A 17,166-nucleotide genomic window follows, 5' to 3' on the forward strand; every position below is an offset into this window, starting at 1 on the left:
TCTCCCTGTTTCTGCCCGCCAAACGCTTCGTCGCACGCAAGGATGCTCCGCATGCTTCCCAAATTGGCACAGGCGCAAACAACGGCACATCCGCCACGGCCTGGCCGCTTTGGGGCTTGCGGACCTGCGCCGAAGCGGCAACCTCGGCGGCATGACCAGCTTGTTCCGCCTGACCCTCGCGCTGCTTCTGCTCACCGCGCCGGTCGGCACCCGCGCCCAGACCACGCCGGTCGCCGCACTCTCCAACCAGATTACTCAGGCCGAGACCGATCTGCGCGCCGTCGACCGTGCGCTCGACCAGCGTGTCGAGAATGACGAGCGTTCCGCCCTGCGCGCAAAAGCGGTGGCCGCCCAACAGGCTGCCCGCGCGTCGGCGGGTAAGTTGGAGGAACAGCTCGCACTGGTCGATGCTCGGGTCGAGGGCCTTGGCCCGGTGGCCGCGGGCACCACCGAAGCCCCCGAGATCCAGCGCGAGCGCGCCAGCCTGGCGCAGGAACGCGGCGCACTCGATGCCGCCGTAAAGCGCGGCCGGCTGATCGATGTCGAGGCGCAGCAACTGCTCGACGAAATGCAGCGCAGCGAGACCGAGCAGCTCAACGAGCGCCTCTCCGCCCAGGCCGCCTCGCCCCTCACCCCGGCGTTCTGGCGCGCAGTGCTGGCGGCCGTGCCGCGCGACCTGCGCCGTATCGACCTGTTCCTGTCGCAGGGCGCGGCACAGATACGCAGCCAGCGCGATGGCGGGCTGCCCTGGCAGGCGCTGCTCGGCGGTCTGCTCGCCGTCCTGTTCCTCTTCCCCTTGCGCGTCCTCAGCCGCCAGTTCGGCCAGCGTTACCTGATCGGCAGCGCCCCCGGCCACCGCGTGCGCCGCTCGGCCTATGCGCTCTGGCGGGTGCTCGTCGGCACGGTGATGCCGCTGCTGGGCGCCGTATTCCTGGTCCAGGGCTTCCGCTGGGCCGGATTGTTTCCCGAGCGATGGGCCGGCCTGCTCGACGGGCTGGTCTACGCCACCGGCTTCAGCGCGTTCACCGCCGCGCTCGCCGGCGCAGTACTCATGCGCCAGCAGCCTTCCTGGCGCGTCGCCCCGATCGCCGACATAACCGCCGACCGCGTTCGCCCGCTCTCCTGGCTGCTCGCCGGCCTTACCTTCGCCAGCATCCTGATCGAGTCCTTCAACGCCAGCGTCGGCGCCAGCCGCGCAGCGGTCACCGCTACCCAGGCGCTCGAGGCCTCGCTCCACATCCTGCTGATCGGCGCGTTCCTGTTCCTGCTCGGCCGCCTGCGTGCCGAACGTGCCGGCCGCGAGGACGCCAGCAGCCTTTCCACCAGCGCCGGGCTCGGCATCGTCACGCTGGTGGCCTGGGCGTTGATCGCAGTGGCGGTCATCTCGCTGCTGCTGGGTTATATCGGCCTCAGCCTGTTTGTCGCCCGGCTGGTCATCTGGATGGTGATCCTGGCCGCCGCCCTCTACCTGCTGATGGGCGGCGCGGACGACATGGCCACCACCTTGTTCAAGCGCGACAGCCGCCTGGGCAACGCCATGATCCGCGGCATCGGCCTGCGCGGCAGCGTGGTCGACCAGTTCGGCGTGCTGCTATCCGGCGTGCTGCGCCTTGCGCTGGTGCTGGTCGGCCTGAGCCTGCTGATGTTCCCGTTCGGCGGCGGCGGCGGCTTGGGCAGCCTGTTCGGTCGCCTCGGCACCTTCGTTCAGGGTATCGAGATCGCCGGCGTCGCCATTTCCCCCGGCGCCATCCTGCGCGCGGTGGTGGTCCTGTTCGTCGGCCTGGCGCTGGTTCGCGCCTTCATGAGCTGGCTGGAGGGCCGCTATCTCCCCGCCACCGATCTCGACGGCTCGGGCCGCAACTCGGTCAGCCTGGTCGCGCGCTATGTCGGCATCGCCCTGGCGATCATCTGGGCGCTCGCCTCGCTCGGCATCGGCGTCGAGCGGATCGCCCTGCTTCTCTCGGCGCTGTCGGTCGGCATCGGCTTTGGCCTTCAGGCGATCACCTCCAACTTCGTCTCGGGCCTCATCCTGCTTGCCGAGCGCCCGATCAAGATCGGCGACTGGATCCGCGTCGGCCTGGACGAAGGCGATGTGAAGCGGATCAGCGTCCGCTCGACCGAGATCACGCTTCCCGATCACTCCACCCTGATCGTCCCGAACTCGGAGCTCATCACCAAGTCGGTGCTCAACAAGACGCTGTCCAGCCCGCTCGGGCGCATCCAGATCCAGTTCTCGGTCCTGCTCGGCACCGATGTCGAGCGGGTGCTCCGCATCGTCCTCGATGCCTTCGCCGCCGAACCCGCCGTTCTCGACGATCCCGCCCCGGTGGCGTTCGTCGACGCGATCCTCGACGGCCGCATCCTGTTCAACTGCTTCGCCCATGTCGGCTCGCCCCGCGACGCCTATGGCGCCCGCAGCAACATCTTCGTCACGCTCCTCAAGCAGTTCCGCGACGAAGACATCGACATCGGCACCGTCCCCCAGCGCCTGGCATTGGCCCCCGGCGAACCCATGCCGTTCGCGCCAACTCCCGGGCCCAACAACAACAATTCCCCTCCCTGAAAGGGAGGGGCTGGGGTGGGTGCGCGTCTGCGCGCCAGAAGACTCTCTAGGAAAAGCGCCGTCCGGGGCATCGAGCCCCAGCCACCGCTACACCCACCCCTACCCCTCCCTGCAGGGAGGGGACGCTTCCGCGTTACACTCGCCCTCTCCTTTTACGGGACAGTGTTCGGGTTGAAGGTTCAGCGCCGCCCCTCGATCAGCAGCCCTATCCTCTCACTTAGGCTCAGCTTCCCGCGCCGCATCCTCAGCCTTCATCCGCGCGCGAACACCGCCCTCCACGCTGGTCCCCTCCGCCATCGGCGCGTGCATGGATCCAGGCCCCGGCGCTTGTGGCGAAGCCTTCCGCATCTGCTCGGCATGGACGATGTTTCCCGACACCGCCTCCACCAGGTCCGGCGTAATCGTGTGGAAGGTCGAAATCGCCTGTGCCTTCCAGCCGACCGGCACTTCCTCGCGCGGGTGGAGCGATGCCCAGACGATCGCCTGCACCACCTTCTCCGGCGGGTCCATCGCCGCCATACGTCCCTTGTGCCCGCTGTAATTGGCCGCGTGCTGCCAGAATGGCGTGTCCGCCGCCCAGGGCATGATCGTCACCACCTGGATACGCTTCTTGTACCCGGCCTTGCGCAATTCCTCGTTCATCGCACGGCCCAGCGCCCAGATGCCCGCCTTCGTGGCCGAATAGCTGGCATGATAAGCCAGCGGCACCTGGCTCTCGATCGAGCCCAGATTGATCAGCACGCCCTGCCCCTGCGCCTTGAACTGGCGCACCGCATGGTGGCTGCCATAGATCACGCCCTTCAAATTGACGTCGACGGCGCGCGCATGGTCCGCGATCGGGATCTCCTCGAAACGGCCGATCGTGCCGACCGCCGCATCGTTGATCCACACGTCGATCCGCCCGAACCGGGCCACCGTCTCACGCGCCAGCCGCTCGACCTGCGCCGGATCGGATACGTCGGTCGGCATCACCAGCGCCTGCCCGCCCGAGGCGCGGATCACCGCCGCAACCTCTTCCAGCACGCTCGCGCGCCGGGCGGCGAGCACCACATTGGCCCGCTCGCGCCCCAGCATCTCCGCAACCCCGCGCCCGAACCCGCTCGACGCGCCGGTCACGACATAGGTCTTGCCCGCGATCCGTTGCAGGTCGCGCTTGCCCAGATGGGTGTTCACCGCACAGGCGGAGAGCCCCGGCGTAAGCAGCAGGAGGAACAGCAGGAAAAGCTTGCGCATGGTCATGTTCCGCACCGCGTTGAGGTTGCTCGTCACAAGCCCCGCCGAAATCGAAGGTTCCGGGCAAAAGACAGCTGTTCTTGAAAGGGATAAGTCACCGCCAACATAGATCAGGAAGCGGAACCATGGGCTCAAGTTGCCGTTCGGCGGTGGAAAGCATGGAGTCCCCCAATGAAGCATCTTCTTCTTTCTTCCAGCCTGCTCGTAGCCGCCATCGCCGCTCCGGCGATCGGCAACACCCCCGCCGCTGAAGCCCAGGCAAGCCGCACCCCGACCAAGGCCGCACAGTTCGTGCCGATGGCCGCGTCGAGCGACATGTACGAAATCGAATCCTCGCGTCTGGCGCTGGAGCGTTCGCAGAGCCCGGCGATCAAACAGTTCGCCCAGATGATGATCGATCATCACACGACCACCACGCAGCAGGTGGCGCAGGCCGCCCAGGCTTCGGGCATGACCCCGCCGCCGCCCGCCCTCCTGCCTCCGCACCGCGCGCTGCTCGACAAGCTCCAGGGCGCCCAGGGCCGCGACTTCGACCGCATGTATCTCGACCAGCAGCGCACGGCGCACCGCATGGCGCTCGCCCTGCACCAGACCTATTCGCGCCGCGGCGACAAGGAACCGCTGCGCCAGGTCGCGACCACCGCCGTGCCGATCATCCAGCAGCATATCGACCAGCTCAAGACCCTCTCCCCGGCCTGAGCCCTCTCCTGGCTCCCAGGTCCACCTGAAGGGCGGGCGCTACCCCAGCGCCCGCCCCTTCTTTTGTGGGGCGCGCCCATTCCAAAGGGAGGCGTCGCAGCAGCTCTCCACGTGCCGGCCAACCGGCAACCAGTTCCCCGGCGAAGGCCGGGGCCCAGTTTCCACCAAACCCGAAACGGTATCCCGCCATCGCGGCATCCTTGCAGCTGGGCCCCGGCCTCCGCCGGGGAACACGGCCGCCACAATCCTCCCCGCCAAGGGGAAGCATCGCCAGCCTCCACCCGCTCAACAGCGCACAAAAAAAGGGCGAGGCCGCTAGGCCCCGCCCTTTCACATTTCACAAACCGGCCTCAGTGGCTGGCCGTCTCACCCGACTGGCGCAGGGCCAGGAACTTGCGGATCACCAGCGGCTGGGTGTCGATCACCCATTGCTGCATGGCGATCTCCTCGCGCAGCGTTTCCTGAAGCAGCGGAACCGCGTCGGTGAATCCCGCTTCCTCGGCCATGGTGATCAGCGCTTCATAGCTTGCCCGCTCGAAGCTCTCGAACGCGTAATTGGCGAAGCTGTTCTTGATGATCTCGTCTGGCGCGAAGGTGTGCGCCAGCGCCGCCATGTTGCCGCTGAACGACAGCGCCGCGTCCTTCAGCCCCGACGGGCTCTCGCCCAGGCTGGTCAGGATCGTCTCCAGACGCTGGATCTGGCCTTCGGTTTCGCCGCGGTGCGCACGCAGCTGCGTCTCCACCTCGGCGTAATTGGCCAGATGCTCGATCTGCCGGTCCATCAGCGCCATCGCCTGATGCTCCAGCGCGTGTGCGTTCTTCAGGCCGGTCACGAACACTTCGCGTGCGGCCGTGCTGTCGATGGTCGTTGCCATGGCTACGGTCTCCTTATTCTGCGGTTTCGAGTTGCTTGGTGCGGCCGGCGCCCGGGCCCGCACCCAGATCGGTGCCGGTGGTCGGGTCCTTGGTCACGTCGGACTTCAGCCGCGTTGCCATCTGGCTCAGCGCCGCCATGTCGCTGCTGCTCAGCTCCACGCTTGCCTTTCCGTCGCGCTGGTCGATCGGCATGGACTGCTCCAGATCGTCGATCCGCTCCCACTGGTCGCCCGAGTTCCACGGGCCGGTCATGTCACCTTCGCCCTGCGACGCGTTCACATACACGCTGGCGAACTCCTCGCGGCCCGGCAGCTTGCCCGGCGGGAAGTTGTTCTCGATCGAATACAGCGCCTTTTCGAACGACTTCTGGTGCGCCACTTCGCGCGTCATCAGGAAGGTGAGCGCATCCTTGATGCCGGGATCGTCGGTGATGTTGATCAACCGTTCATAGACGATCTTGGCGCGCGCTTCGGCGGCGATGTTGGAGCGCAGGTCGACCGTCGGCTCGGAGCGCGTGTCGATATAATCGGCGTTCCACGGCACGCCCGCGGAGTCCACCAGCGCGGGGCCGCCGCCGAACAGGATCGACTCCTTGGCGCTCGTGCCGGTTTGTCCCACCATCGCGAACAGCTCGGCCTCGGCCAGCTGACCCTCGGATAGCTGCGCCTTCACGCCCTTGTTGAGCATGGTGACGATCGTGCCGATCACCTCCAGGTGGCTCAGCTCCTCGGTAGCGATGTCGAGCAACAGGTCCTTGCGGCCCGGATCCTCTTCGCCCAGCCCTTGCGTGAAGTAGCGCATGGCCGCTGCGAGTTCGCCGTCCGCACCGCCGAATTGCTCCAGCATCAGGCAGGCGAGCCGCGGATTGGGCTCCGACACCCGGACGGTATATTGCAGGCGCTTGTTGTGCATGAACATGAAAAGGCACTCCCTTATCGGCTTGCCCAAACAACCGGACAGGACGGGCGGGGTTGCGGCGCTCGGCAGCAGAGCGGGAAATTCAATATAAATCTGTGTTAGTAAGTCTCCTGCATGCGCCGCGCGACGCCGCTCGTTTCGGCCTCATCTACATGGTTGTTGCTGCCCGCTGATCGATTGTCCCGATCAGCGGCGCAAAGACCAGCCTCACGCGTTTGGGCGTCGAACCGGAGACTGGAACTCTATGACAACTCTGACAGGCAAGCGTATTTTGGTGACCGGCGGCACCACCGGCATCGGCCGCGAAACGGTGAAGCTATTGGTGGCGCAGGGCGCCCATGTCCTCACCTTCGGCCGCAGCCAGGGGCCGCTCGACGAATTGCTGGCGGAGGCCAGTGCCGGCCCCGGCCAAATCTTTGGAATCACGGCAGATGCCGGCACGAAAGACGGTTTGGACAAGGTTTTTGTCAGCGTCGACCAGATGCTGGCCGGCCTCGACATGCTCGTCGCCTGTGCCGCTCTGGGCGCCGACCCGCTCACCGAAATGGCCGAGGACGACTGGCGCTATGTGATCGAGACCAATCTGGTCGGCTATCTCGCCAGCGCCCAGCGCGCGATCACGCGCCTGGAAGCATCCGGCGGCGGCCACCTCCTGTTCGTCGGCTCGATCAGCACCGAGATCAAGGCGGCGGGCGAAAGCGTCTATTCCGCCACCAAGGCCGGCATCCAGGCCTTTGCCGAGACCCTGCGCAAGGAGATCTCGGCGCAGAAGAACATCAAGGTCTCGGTAATCCAACCGGGTTCGGTCGAGACCGACATGCAGGAATGCACCGACGAGGAAAAAGCCGAAGCGGTGAAAAAGCAGCAGATGCTCCATTCCGAAGAAGTCGCCGACGCGATCGTTTGGGTGCTCACCCGCCCGCGCGCCAACATCGTCAACCTGCGCATCGAGCCGCTGGACCAGAAAACCAGCTGATGGCGACAGGAACCGCACTTCTCCTCGGCGGCGGCGTCGGTCTCGGCGCGTATCAGCTCGGCGCCTATGCCGCGCTCGAAGCCAGTGGCGGCATCGATCTCCAGGCTGTCTCCGGCTCGTCGATCGGCGCCATCAATGGCGCCATCCTCGCCGGCAACGCTCCCGACCAGCGCCTGGCCAAATTGCAGGCCTTCTGGAAACGCGTCGAGCGCGAAGCCGCGCCCGAGGAATGGACCGACCCGCTCGCGCTCGCCCGCACTGGCCCCCTGCGCCACCTGCGCAACTGGTCGAACATCCTGGCGACACGCACGACCGGCACGCCGGGACTGTTCCAGCCGCGCCTGCCCGGCATGGGCCGCACAAAGGTGCCCAGCCTCTACGACTCCGCGCCGTTGTTCCCATCGCTCCTCGAGTTCATCGACTTCGACCGCCTGAACGCCGGCGCGATCCGTTTCGCCATCGCCACCACCGACGTCGAGACCGGCGAGACCATCCCGTTCGACACTGCGCTCGGCGACTGCATCACCCCCGACCACCTCGCCGCGGCCAGCGCACTGCTACCCGCCTTCGAGCCCGTCCAGGTCGATGGCCGCTGGTTGGGCGATGGCGGCTTCTCGGCAAACGTCCCGCTGGAGCCGCTGCTCTGTTCGGAGCGCCCCTGCCCCGCCCCGCCGCTCTGCCTGGTACTCGACCTGTTCGCGCCCGACGGCCCGCTGCCCGACGGCCTGGAGGCCGCGGTGGAACGCTCCACCGACCTCAAATACGCCACCCAAACCACGGTCCGCCTCGCCGGCCTGCGCCGCGAACGGGCGCTGGAGGTACGGCTGGGCAACACCGAAGCCACCACCCTGCTGCACCTGAGCTATCGCGGTCCCGTGCACGAAGCCGGCCAGGAAAAGACCTACGACTTCTCCCCCGCCACCCTGCGCGATCGCCAACAGGCTGGCGCGGCCGACGCCCAGGCCGCGCTGGAGCTCCTGGCGACGCTTACGCCAGCGCCCGAACCCGGCCTCCACATACATCGCGTCCGCCGCGCGCCCTGATCGGGCGTCAGGCGTGGGCCTTCTTGCGCGGCACCAGGTGCAACAGGCCCACGATCACCCCGCCGACGATCAGCCCTAGGATCGCGGCGGCAACCGCGTTCACCAGCCAGCGGACCAGCCCCTGGCCCACCGGCACGACATGCGCCACCTGCTCGGCGAAATGCTCCACGCCGTGCGCCACCGCGCCCAGCCCGAACACCTCCAGCCCATGCAGCAGGATGCCACCGCCGACCCACACCATCGCCGCCACGCCGATATGCGACAGTGCCTTGAGCAGCACCGGCATCGCCTTCACCAGCCCGCGTCCCAGCGCCCGCATGCTCGCCGATGCCCGCCGGCTCAGATTGAGGCCGATATCGTCCATCTTCACGATCAGGGCGACCACCCCATACACGCCGATCGTGATCGCGACGGCGACCACCGCCAGCACGATCGCGCGCGTCCACAGCGACATGTCGGGCAGGTCCGACAGCGCGATCGCCATGATTTCGGCAGACAGAATGAAGTCGGTGCGTACCGCCCCGCTCACCTGCCGCGCTTCCAGCTCCTTGGGGTCGGTGATCGTCTCGACTTCCTCGGCATGCTGGTGCCCACTCAGTGCCTCGACGATCTTCTCGGCCGCCTCGAAGCACAGATAGGCGCCGCCCACCATCAGGATCGGCGTGATCGCCCAGGGCGCCAGCGCGCTCAGCGCCAGCGCGGCGGGCAGGATGAACAACAGCTTGTTGCGCAGCGATCCCAGCGCGATCTTCCAGATAATCGGCAGCTCGCGGTCCGGTGATAGCCCGACCACATAGCGCGGCGTCACTGCGGTATCGTCGATCACCACGCCCGCCGCCTTGGCGCTGGCCTTACCCGCCGCAGCGGTCACATCGTCCACCGACGCCGCCGCCAGCTTCGCCAATGCCGCAATGTCGTCCAGCAACGCGACCAAACCACCTGCCATGCAGAACCCCCAAACGTCGTGAATGCGCCACGTCCGTAGCGCGCTGCGCAGGAATATGCACGGCTCACGCCCCGGTTCCACGGCGTACCTCGATGGAACACCGCCGCCGCACCGTGCCATTGACAAGCAGACCCAGCGTCCCGCATCCATCCGCCACCCCTCGGGTCGCTGGATCAAAGTCCAACTGGGGAGTCTCAATGCGCTTGTTCTTCGCGCCGCTGGTTCTTTGCGTAGCGGCATCGCCGGCGCTCGCGCGCGACAAATATGTCGTGCAGCCGATCCAGATCGGCACCGAAACCGTCCGCTATGTCCGCGGCGACGCCAGCGTGTCCTTGTTCAAGGAGCATGGCTCCATCCAGGTCCAGCCGCTGGCGTTCGATCACGGCAGCTTGTCGTTCGCCATCGCCGTCTACAATGATGGACAGGTGCCGGCCGATTTCGACGTCGCCAATATCCGCGTGACCGTGCTCGGCCAGCAGACCGCCCTGCTCTCCCGCGACGCGCTGGAGAAAAAGGCGAAGAACCGCGCCATGTGGAAGCAGATCGGGATCGCCGCAATCGGCGGCCTCGCCAGCGCCGCCGCCGCCAGCCAGCAGGATCGCTACACCGCCACTACCTACACACCCCGCGGCACCTATCGCACGGTCTACACCGCCCCCAGCAGCGCCGGCCAGGCCCAAGCCGTAGCGCTCGCCGCGGGCACCGGCGTGGGCATCGCCGCGGTCCAGAACCAGCTGGAACAAACCCTCTCCGAACTCAGCACCGACATCGTCCAGATGACCACAGTCGACCCCGGCGACAGCTATGGCGGCCGCATCGTCGTGTCCAAGGTGAAGTTCGACAAGGCTCTCCCGGCCCGCGTCGACCTGCTCGTAAGCTGGAACGGCGAAGACTACCCGCTGGCCTTCCAAGTCGCCAAGCCGGGCACCCCGGCGCCAGCGTTCACCACCGCTCCGGCTCCGCCCAACCCAGAACCATCATCCTCGCCACCGACGGGAGTGGCAACCGCCGCAACCGTGCACTGATGGAGAAGAGAGGCGGCGTATTAGCGAGCTGATCGCCAAGCCGCCCCACCACCACTTCCGGTGCAGGCCGCGGGCTAGCTGCCACACCGAAGCTCAAGGCTCCAGCCTTAACGCCCAAAGCGCCCCTAGGCCCAAACTAACTCCCCTCCGCCACCGCCAGCAGCGCCGCATCGATCACCCGCGACACGCTTCCATCCGCCGGCACATCATTGGCGATCAGTGAAAAGGTCAGCGTCCGCCCGCTCTTCCCCACCAGATAACCCGAAAGCGCGCTGGTCCCGTTCAGCGTCCCGGTCTTGGCGAACAGCCGCCCTTGCAGGCTAGTGCCGTTGAACCGCCGTGCCAACGTTCCCTCCACGCCAGCGACGGGTAACGACGCGCGCCATGCCGCGCCCCAGGGCTGCGTCGCCGCCCAGCGCAGCAACCTCACCGTGCCGCGCGGCGCCACGCGATTATAGGTCGACATGCCCGACCCATCGGCGAAGTCATACGCCGTGCGCCGCACGCCCGCGCTTGCCAGCATCGCATCCACCCGCGCCTGACCGTCGGCGATGGATCCCGAACCCGCCTGCAATCCCACGCGACGCAGCAGCAACTCGGCGTACAGGTTCTGGCTCAGCTTGTTGGCCACCGTCACGTCCTGCGCCAATGGCGGCGGGGTCAGCCTAGCGAGCACCGGTAGGGCCGGAGCGCGGGCCGCCGGCGAGGCGCCTCGCAGCTTCGGGTCGTCCATCGGCGTGGACGCACGGTGCCGGGTGCTCAGTTGACCGGTCACGTGCACGCCGCGCGCTTCCAGCAGGGTGTTCAATCGCCACGCTGCATAATGCGCGGGATCGTCGATGCTTAGCCGCACGCTTTTGGACGGTGCACCCGCGGCGATCTGGCCAGTGATGCGCAGAACCTTGCTGTTGATGTCGCGGTCATAGCTGATCGTGGTCGGCCCCGACGCTACCGTAACCGCAGGGTTCTCGACCGTATAATAGGGGAGCATTTCCACCAACGGCTGCCGTCCCGCTGGCCCGGGCGAAACCTTCAGCCGCACTTCATTGTCGTCCATGCTCAGCGCCGATACTGCCGTGCCGGACCACCCTGGAATGTTGTTCCAGCTCCTTCCCGGGCTCCAGCGCTGGTCCGGAAAGGCCGTGTCGTCGCCGATGATGTTGCGTACCGCTCGCGTCCGCCGGGCGATGGCGTCGGCCAGCACGCTCAGGCAATCGGCGACGCAATCCGGCGCGCTTGACAGCCGCGCGTCGCCATTGCCGACCAGCACCACGTCCTTGCCCTCCATCCGAACCGCCGCGCCGCCGGCCGCATCGGGCTGGGTCATGCCCGACAGCGTCCAATAAGCCGCCGCAGTGGTGAACAGCTTGGTGTTCGACGCGGGTATAAAGCGCCCATCGGGATTGAGAGCGACGATCTCGCGCCCCTTCTCGTCCACGACCACCATGCCGAAGCGCGTGCCCTGCGGCGCCTGCGCTAGCGCCGCTTCGACGCGGCGTTGAAGACTCTGGGCGGTGGCCGGCACTGGAGTGAGGACACAGGCGAGCGCAAGCGCGGCAAAGAGGCGGGTCATGGTTGATGCCTAGAAGCGGCGTGCCGAGCCCGCAATTGTCTGCGCAGGTTTTGCGTGCCCATCGTGGCGCGATGCAGGCTCCCGCTCTGTTTCATCAGGCGCAGCGTGCCGCCGACTGCTTAGGGTCGCCGGATGCCGAGCGCCCAGGGCTTGGGAAGTCCGGTCGGCTTCGCCGTGCCATCCAGCCGCTCAACGCGGATCAGCTTGACGGGCGGCTGGATCATCTGACCGCGCATCGCGTCGCGACCGCAACAGGTTGGCTTGGCGAGGATGCGCTTCACGACGTCCATTCCCGCCACAACATGGCCAAAGGCAGCAAAGCCGCGCGAGCCCGGCTTCGCGTCCAAACCAGGATTGTCGCCGACCATGATCGAGAAATTGCCGGTCGCAGAGTCAGGGTTGCTGCCGTGCGCCATAGAAATCGCGCCGCTGACATGGCGTACGCCCGTCTTGTTAGTCGGCTCCAGCGCTGGCGACGGCAGGATACGACGCGCATCGGTGCCGATGCCGCCTTGGATGAAGCCGAACTTGGGATCGGCCTTGCGTCTGGCAGAGCGGTAGATGGTCGTGCCTTCCAACCGCCCGTCATCGACATAGGCCAGGAAATTCGCCGTGGTCTTGGGCGCGCGCCTTGCCTCCAACGCGACGACGATCGGTCCTTCCGAGGTGACGATTCGTACACGCACCAGCCCTGGTGCTGGCGGGGAGACTGATGCCGTCAAGGTGAGCAGCAGGACGGCGGAGGCGAACAGGCGACGCATGCGGGCCTGCTAGCCAAAGCAGCGCCGGCAAGCGAGGGGTTAGATCGTTATGCGCGGTTCTGCGTGGCACGCCCGCGGCTGATGCTGGCGAGCAGCGCGTCATATTGGTCGGGGGTGTAGCCAGCGTCGTGGAAGGTGCGGACTTCGCGATCGGGAATTGCGTAGCCGCGATGCCAAGCGAGGACGGCGAGACGGCGCAGTGCTTCGAGTGCGGGATCGGCGAGGCGCGGGTTTGCGCGGCGGCTGCCGAACACTACGCCGAGCGCAGTTCCGAGACGGCTGGGGTTGCGCAGCGAAGAGAGACGGTCTTTCTGAGCGATGGCGACGACCTGCCATTCCAGCGCGGAGAAGCCGGTGTTCGGGCGCGGCTTGGGGAGAAGGTCCGCAGGGGCTGCGACGGAGTCGCCCTGGAGCGGGCTGAAGTTGAGATAGGCCATTTTGGCGGTGCCTGCGGAAGTTGGTGAAAGTGGTGCGGAAGCGGGTGTTCGCGCTTCCATACCGGGCGGTATATTAACCGCCGATTACCGCGTCAATCGGTTTTTGTACCGATCGGTTTAGCGAGTCGGCCACACCGCGAGGCTGGTCTCCACCAGACCCTGAAGCTCCGTGCAGCTGGCACCCGCGCCCGCCTGAAGCGACATGCCCTGCACCAACGCGATTAGGTACGAGGCGAGCCCCGCCGCATCCATGCCCTCGGGCAGTTCACCCGCGTCCTTAGCGCGTTGAAAACGCTCGATAAGCAAGCGCCCGGACGACTGGCGCCGCGCGATTACCTCGGCGCGGATCGACTCCGCCTCGACTCCGCAGGCAACCGAGCTGATGACGCGCAGGCAGCCCTTGGGCTCGCCTTCGCTGGCATGCATTTCGAGCGCGCCGCGCAGCACCCGTTCCGCCACGCCGCGCGCGGTGGGCGCATCAAGCGCGGGCTGCATATAGGCCAGCTTTTCACGCTCGTAGAGGTCCAGCGCCTTGCGAAACAACGACTCCTTGTTGCCAAAGGCAGCATACAGGCTGGGTCGCGTGATCCCCATCGCCTCGGTCAGGTCGGTCAGCGAGGCGCCTTCATAGCCCTTGCTCCAGAATACGCGGAGCGCCGCTGCAAGGGCTTCGTCCACATCGAATTCGCGCGGGCGACCCTTGCCACCAGGACAGCAGGAGAGTTTCATAACTGTTGGTACATAAGCGCAAATGTCGGAAAATCCATAGTAAATTCGCTCAGCGCCGTTCCGCGTCGGCGCAACCGACGCCCGCGCCGCCCTCTTCGCGGGCCACCGCTTCGGAGAGCTTTTCCACGATTCCCGTGAGTTGCGCGCGCTCCTGCGCGTCGAGCGTGCCGAAGATCAGGTCCACCAACTTCGCGCGCATCGGCTCAGTGGTCTCGATCGCGCGCTTGCCCGCAGGCGTGATGGAAATCCGCTTCACCCGCCGGTCGCGCGCATCGGGTTCGCGCACCACCAGCCCGTCGCGCTCCATTCCGTCCAGCGCCTCGGTGACGGTGCGCGGCGCAAGCGTGAACAACTCGGCAATGTCGGCAGCGCGCGCGGGACCGTGGCGATTGACGTACATCAGCAGCTTGGTGCGAGCGAGCGAAGCGCCGGACGCACTCATGCGCCGGTCGAGCAGCCGGTGCATGCGCAGGAACAGGCTGCCGAATTCAGTGGAGAGCTGGTCGAGATCTGTCATAGCTGATGAGGGGCCTCAATAAATGGTCTTGCGCAATGCTGCAAGCGCGAGCATTAGCCGACCCATTGTCGTATTTTGGCCAGGATCACACCGCCCGATGTCCGAACAGGATCAGCGCCCGAGCGCAGAGGCTGAAGCCCCTAACGATCAGCGCAACCAGGAAGATGCAGCAGCGCCGAAAAAGTCGCCGCTGAAGAACCCGCGGGTACGCATCATCCTGTTGCTGATCCTTGCAGCGGTTGTGGTGCTGGGCGGGCTGTGGTTCGCGCGGTACCAGACGCGCGGCAAATATCTGCAAAGCACCAACGACGCCTATATCCAGGCCGACGCGGTGATCGTGTCGTCGCGCATCTCCGGCTATGTCGAGCAGGTGCTGGTCGCCGAGAACCAGCAAGTGAAGGCCGGTCAGCCGCTGCTGCGCATCGACGCACGCGATTACCGCGCCCAGGCGCAGCAGGCCCAGGCACAGATCGACGTCGCCGCCGCGAATGCACAAGGTGTGCGCGCCCAGATCAACGAACAAGGTGCCGCCATCGACCAGGCGCGCGCGCAGCTTGCCGCCGCGCAGAGCACGCTCGCCTTCGCCCGCTCCGAAGTCGCCCGCTACACGCCCCTGGCGGCGAGCGGCGCCGAGACCCGCGAGCGGTTGGCGCAGCTGCGCGACCAGGCGCGGCAGGCCGCGGCCCAGGTCGCCACTGCCCGTGCGGGTCTGGAAGCGGCGGAACGGCGCGTCGGCACGCTGCGTACCCAGATCACCCAGGCACAGTCGCAGGGCCGTGCCGCCCAGGCACAGCTTGCCGCGGCCAACGTCAACGCCGGATCGTCGATCCTGCGCGCGAGCAGCGATGGCCGGATCGGCGACCGCACGGTACAGCCGGGGCAGTTGGTGCAGCCAGGCGTGCGGCTGATGTCGATCGTGCCGAACCAGCTGTATATCGAAGCCAACTTCAAGGAGACCCAGCTGGGCCTGATGCGAGTCGGCCAGCCGGTGATCGTGCATGTCGACGCGCTGGACGGCGTGGAGATTCATGGCCGCGTCGAGAGCTTCTCACCGGGCACCGGTGCGCAATTCTCGCTCCTGCCGCCGCAGAACGCGACGGGCAATTTCACCAAGATCGTCCAGCGCGTGCCGGTGCGCATCGCCGTGGATGTGGGTCCGGAAACCCGCAAGCTGTTGCTGCCGGGCATGTCGGTGGAAGTCGAAGTCGACACGATCAGCGCCAAGGGCGCGCGCGAGGCCATTGAACGCGAGCAGAAGGCGCATAACGAGGCACGAGGAAAGTGAGCGCAGGCACGACCTCGGCCGATCCCGCCGCGGTCGGCAAGCCTGCTGGCCGGGCTCAGGTACAGAATGCCGATCTGGGCGCCTGGCTCGCCGTGGCTGCGGGCAGCCTTGGCGCGCTGATGGCGACGCTCGACATTTCCATCGTCAATTCCTCCCTGCCCACGATCCAGGGCGAGATCGGCGCGAGCGGCACCGAGGGCACCTGGATCGCCACTAGCTATCTGGTCGCAGAGATCATCATCATTCCGCTGTCGGCCTGGCTGGAGCGGATGCTGGGGCTGCGTACCTTTTTGTTGATCGCCACCACGCTGTTCACGGCGTTTTCGGTCATGTGCGGTTTGTCGACCAACCTGACCATGATGATCATCGGCCGCGTCGGCCAGGGCATTAGCGGCGGCGCGCTGATTCCCACCGCGATGACGATCATCGCCACGCGCCTGCCCCCGCACCAACAGCCGATCGGGACCGCGATGTTCGGCGTCACCGCGATCCTGGGGCCGGTGCTGGGGCCGCTGATCGGCGGCTGGCTGACCGAAAATATCAGCTGGCATTATGCCTTTTTCCTCAACGTGCCGGTCAGCGCGGTGCTGATCACGCTGCTGCTGGTCGCGCTGCCCCATGAAAAGGCTCGGCTGTCCGAGATCCGGCAAGCCGACTGGCTGGGCATAGCCGGTCTGGCGCTGGGCCTGGGCGGGCTGACCGTGGTGCTGGAAGAAGGCCAGCGCGAGCAATGGTTCGAAAGCGAGCTGATCCTTCAGCTTAGCGCCGTGACCATATTGGGCTTCGCGCTGCTGTTTGCCGGGCAGTTCCTGGCGCGCAGGCCGGTGATCCGGTTGAAGCTGCTGCTCGACCGCCAGTTCGGCAGCGTCGCCGTGATGGCGGTGGTGCTGGGCATGGTGCTGTACGGCACCTCCTACGTCATCCCGCAGTTCGTCGCGATCATCGCGGATTATAACGCGCTGCAGGCCGGCTATGTCGTGCTGCTGGCGGGGATACCCAGCCTGGTGCTGATGGCGTTCACGCCGCTGTTGATGCGGTACATCGACATTCGCATTGCCGTGGCCTTTGGCCTGCTGGTGATGGCGCTCAGCTGCTATCTGGATACCACCCTGACCGCGGAGTCGACCGGCAGCGCCTTTACCGATTCCCAGCTATTGCGCGGCGTCGGCCAGATCTTCGTGATGCTCTTCCTCAACCAGGCGGCGATCCGATCGGTGCCGCCTGAGCAGGCCGGCGATGCGGCCGGGCTGTTCAACGCGGCGCGTAACATCGGCGGGTCAGTCGGGCTGGCGCTGCTCGCCACCGTGCAGGAGCAGCGCAGTTACTTCCACGCGCGCCGGATCGAGGAGTCGATGGCCGCCAATTCGATCGCGGTGCAGGACTATGTCGCCGGCATGGCGCAGTCCGTGCGTGGCCAGGCCGCCGCGCTGCGCAACATCGGCGGCATGATCTCCCGAGAAGCGCTGGTGATGACGTATAACGACATGTTCTGGCTGCTGGCGGTGGGCATATTGTGCGTCACCCCGCTCGTCCTGTTCCTCCGCCCGCTTCCCAGCGGCGGCCCTGTCGCCATGCATTGAGGCAA

The 17,166-nt window shown here is 66.6% G+C and carries 16 protein-coding genes; 7 read left to right on the forward strand and 9 right to left on the reverse strand.

What is annotated here, in order from left to right:
• The first annotated feature begins 151 nt into the window (after positions 1-151).
• Positions 152-2,563, forward strand: coding sequence for a DUF3772 domain-containing protein (locus tag LQ953_RS01915; RefSeq protein ID WP_231028749.1), 2,412 nt, complete (start codon positions 152-154; stop codon positions 2,561-2,563).
• 213 nt (positions 2,564-2,776) lie between these two features.
• Here LQ953_RS01915 and LQ953_RS01920 read toward each other — a convergent pair whose 3' ends face one another.
• Positions 2,777-3,796, reverse strand: coding sequence for an SDR family NAD(P)-dependent oxidoreductase (locus LQ953_RS01920; RefSeq protein ID WP_231028750.1), 1,020 nt, complete (start codon positions 3,794-3,796; stop codon positions 2,777-2,779).
• A 171-nt stretch (positions 3,797-3,967) separates the two neighbouring features.
• Here LQ953_RS01920 and LQ953_RS01925 point away from each other — a divergent pair, with 171 nt between their 5' ends.
• Positions 3,968-4,495 (forward strand): DUF4142 domain-containing protein, encoded by a 528-nt coding sequence (locus LQ953_RS01925; protein ID WP_231028751.1) that lies wholly within the window; start codon positions 3,968-3,970, stop codon positions 4,493-4,495.
• A 350-nt stretch (positions 4,496-4,845) separates the two neighbouring features.
• On the opposite strand, the gene LQ953_RS01930 is transcribed toward LQ953_RS01925, so the two are convergent.
• A complete protein-coding gene (locus LQ953_RS01930; protein WP_231028752.1) occupies positions 4,846-5,370 on the reverse strand; it encodes a ferritin-like domain-containing protein in 525 nt (174 codons plus the stop codon).
• A 13-nt stretch (positions 5,371-5,383) separates the two neighbouring features.
• Positions 5,384-6,289, reverse strand: coding sequence for a manganese catalase family protein (locus tag LQ953_RS01935; RefSeq protein ID WP_231028753.1), 906 nt, complete (start codon positions 6,287-6,289; stop codon positions 5,384-5,386).
• Positions 6,290-6,533: 244 nt separating this feature from the next.
• Here LQ953_RS01935 and LQ953_RS01940 point away from each other — a divergent pair, with 244 nt between their 5' ends.
• Both LQ953_RS01940 and LQ953_RS01945 read left to right on the forward strand, forming a co-directional pair.
• Positions 6,534-7,265, forward strand: a complete 732-nt coding sequence (locus tag LQ953_RS01940; protein ID WP_231028754.1) for an SDR family oxidoreductase — start codon at positions 6,534-6,536, stop codon at positions 7,263-7,265.
• The gene (locus tag LQ953_RS01945; RefSeq protein ID WP_231028755.1) at positions 7,265-8,308 is read left to right on the forward strand and encodes a patatin-like phospholipase family protein; all 1,044 of its coding nucleotides are present in this window, start codon (positions 7,265-7,267) and stop codon (positions 8,306-8,308) included. The genes LQ953_RS01940 and LQ953_RS01945 overlap by 1 nt, the downstream gene beginning before the upstream one ends.
• 7 nt (positions 8,309-8,315) lie before the next feature.
• Here the strand turns inward: LQ953_RS01945 and LQ953_RS01950 are convergent, their stop codons facing one another.
• Positions 8,316-9,254 (reverse strand): DUF808 domain-containing protein, encoded by a 939-nt coding sequence (locus tag LQ953_RS01950; protein WP_231028756.1) that lies wholly within the window; start codon positions 9,252-9,254, stop codon positions 8,316-8,318.
• Positions 9,255-9,451: 197 nt separating this feature from the next.
• Between LQ953_RS01950 and LQ953_RS01955 the strand changes: the two genes are divergently transcribed.
• A complete protein-coding gene (locus tag LQ953_RS01955; protein ID WP_231028757.1) occupies positions 9,452-10,279 on the forward strand; it encodes a hypothetical protein in 828 nt (275 codons plus the stop codon).
• A gap of 136 nt (positions 10,280-10,415) precedes the next feature.
• Here LQ953_RS01955 and dacB read toward each other — a convergent pair whose 3' ends face one another.
• From dacB to LQ953_RS01980, 5 genes are all read right to left on the reverse strand, one after another.
• Positions 10,416-11,852 (reverse strand): D-alanyl-D-alanine carboxypeptidase/D-alanyl-D-alanine endopeptidase, encoded by a 1,437-nt coding sequence (gene dacB, locus LQ953_RS01960; protein ID WP_231028758.1) that lies wholly within the window; start codon positions 11,850-11,852, stop codon positions 10,416-10,418.
• Between the two features lie 119 nt (positions 11,853-11,971).
• Positions 11,972-12,613 carry a peptidylprolyl isomerase gene (locus LQ953_RS01965; RefSeq protein ID WP_231028759.1) on the reverse strand — a complete coding sequence of 214 codons (642 nt, stop codon included), beginning with the start codon at positions 12,611-12,613 and terminating at the stop codon, positions 11,972-11,974.
• A gap of 47 nt (positions 12,614-12,660) precedes the next feature.
• Positions 12,661-13,050: a hypothetical protein gene (locus tag LQ953_RS01970; protein ID WP_231028760.1), complete on the reverse strand. Its 390-nt coding sequence runs from the start codon at positions 13,048-13,050 to the stop codon at positions 12,661-12,663.
• Positions 13,051-13,167: 117 nt separating this feature from the next.
• Complete coding sequence (locus LQ953_RS01975; RefSeq protein WP_231028761.1) at positions 13,168-13,779, reverse strand: TetR/AcrR family transcriptional regulator; 612 nt, start codon at positions 13,777-13,779, stop codon at positions 13,168-13,170.
• Positions 13,780-13,828: 49 nt separating this feature from the next.
• Positions 13,829-14,296 (reverse strand): MarR family winged helix-turn-helix transcriptional regulator, encoded by a 468-nt coding sequence (locus tag LQ953_RS01980; RefSeq protein WP_231028762.1) that lies wholly within the window; start codon positions 14,294-14,296, stop codon positions 13,829-13,831.
• Positions 14,297-14,393: 97 nt separating this feature from the next.
• Here LQ953_RS01980 and LQ953_RS01985 point away from each other — a divergent pair, with 97 nt between their 5' ends.
• Together LQ953_RS01985 and LQ953_RS01990 are read left to right on the forward strand one after the other, a co-directional pair.
• The gene (locus LQ953_RS01985) at positions 14,394-15,581 is read left to right on the forward strand and encodes an HlyD family secretion protein (protein WP_231028763.1); all 1,188 of its coding nucleotides are present in this window, start codon (positions 14,394-14,396) and stop codon (positions 15,579-15,581) included.
• Entirely contained in the window at positions 15,578-17,161 is a 1,584-nt protein-coding gene (locus tag LQ953_RS01990) for an MDR family MFS transporter (protein ID WP_443026526.1), read from the forward strand. Before LQ953_RS01985 ends, LQ953_RS01990 begins: the two co-directional genes overlap by 4 nt.
• Positions 17,162-17,166 lie beyond the last annotated feature (5 nt).

The sequence above is a fragment of the Sphingomonas sp. IC-56 genome (assembly GCF_021043375.1).
Taxonomy (GTDB): Bacteria; Pseudomonadota; Alphaproteobacteria; order Sphingomonadales; family Sphingomonadaceae; genus Sphingomonas.

What these genes read in the sequence shown, in the direction of transcription:
- LQ953_RS01940 (WP_231028754.1), top strand. Translation starts at nt 6,534, where the DNA reads ATGACAACTCTGACAGGCAAGCGTATTTTGGTGACCGGCGGCACCACC.
- dacB (WP_231028758.1), bottom strand. Translation starts at nt 11,852, where the DNA reads ATGACCCGCCTCTTTGCCGCGCTTGCGCTCGCCTGTGTCCTCACTCCA.
- LQ953_RS01985 (WP_231028763.1), top strand. Translation starts at nt 14,394, where the DNA reads ATGTCCGAACAGGATCAGCGCCCGAGCGCAGAGGCTGAAGCCCCTAAC.
- LQ953_RS01955 (WP_231028757.1), top strand. Translation starts at nt 9,452, where the DNA reads ATGCGCTTGTTCTTCGCGCCGCTGGTTCTTTGCGTAGCGGCATCGCCG.
- LQ953_RS01925 (WP_231028751.1), top strand. Translation starts at nt 3,968, where the DNA reads ATGAAGCATCTTCTTCTTTCTTCCAGCCTGCTCGTAGCCGCCATCGCC.
- LQ953_RS01970 (WP_231028760.1), bottom strand. Translation starts at nt 13,050, where the DNA reads ATGGCCTATCTCAACTTCAGCCCGCTCCAGGGCGACTCCGTCGCAGCC.
- LQ953_RS01980 (WP_231028762.1), bottom strand. Translation starts at nt 14,296, where the DNA reads ATGACAGATCTCGACCAGCTCTCCACTGAATTCGGCAGCCTGTTCCTG.
- LQ953_RS01965 (WP_231028759.1), bottom strand. Translation starts at nt 12,613, where the DNA reads ATGCGTCGCCTGTTCGCCTCCGCCGTCCTGCTGCTCACCTTGACGGCA.
- LQ953_RS01950 (WP_231028756.1), bottom strand. Translation starts at nt 9,254, where the DNA reads ATGGCAGGTGGTTTGGTCGCGTTGCTGGACGACATTGCGGCATTGGCG.
- LQ953_RS01975 (WP_231028761.1), bottom strand. Translation starts at nt 13,779, where the DNA reads ATGAAACTCTCCTGCTGTCCTGGTGGCAAGGGTCGCCCGCGCGAATTC.
- LQ953_RS01920 (WP_231028750.1), bottom strand. Translation starts at nt 3,796, where the DNA reads ATGCGCAAGCTTTTCCTGCTGTTCCTCCTGCTGCTTACGCCGGGGCTC.
- LQ953_RS01935 (WP_231028753.1), bottom strand. Translation starts at nt 6,289, where the DNA reads ATGTTCATGCACAACAAGCGCCTGCAATATACCGTCCGGGTGTCGGAG.
- LQ953_RS01945 (WP_231028755.1), top strand. Translation starts at nt 7,265, where the DNA reads ATGGCGACAGGAACCGCACTTCTCCTCGGCGGCGGCGTCGGTCTCGGC.
- LQ953_RS01930 (WP_231028752.1), bottom strand. Translation starts at nt 5,370, where the DNA reads ATGGCAACGACCATCGACAGCACGGCCGCACGCGAAGTGTTCGTGACC.
- LQ953_RS01915 (WP_231028749.1), top strand. Translation starts at nt 152, where the DNA reads ATGACCAGCTTGTTCCGCCTGACCCTCGCGCTGCTTCTGCTCACCGCG.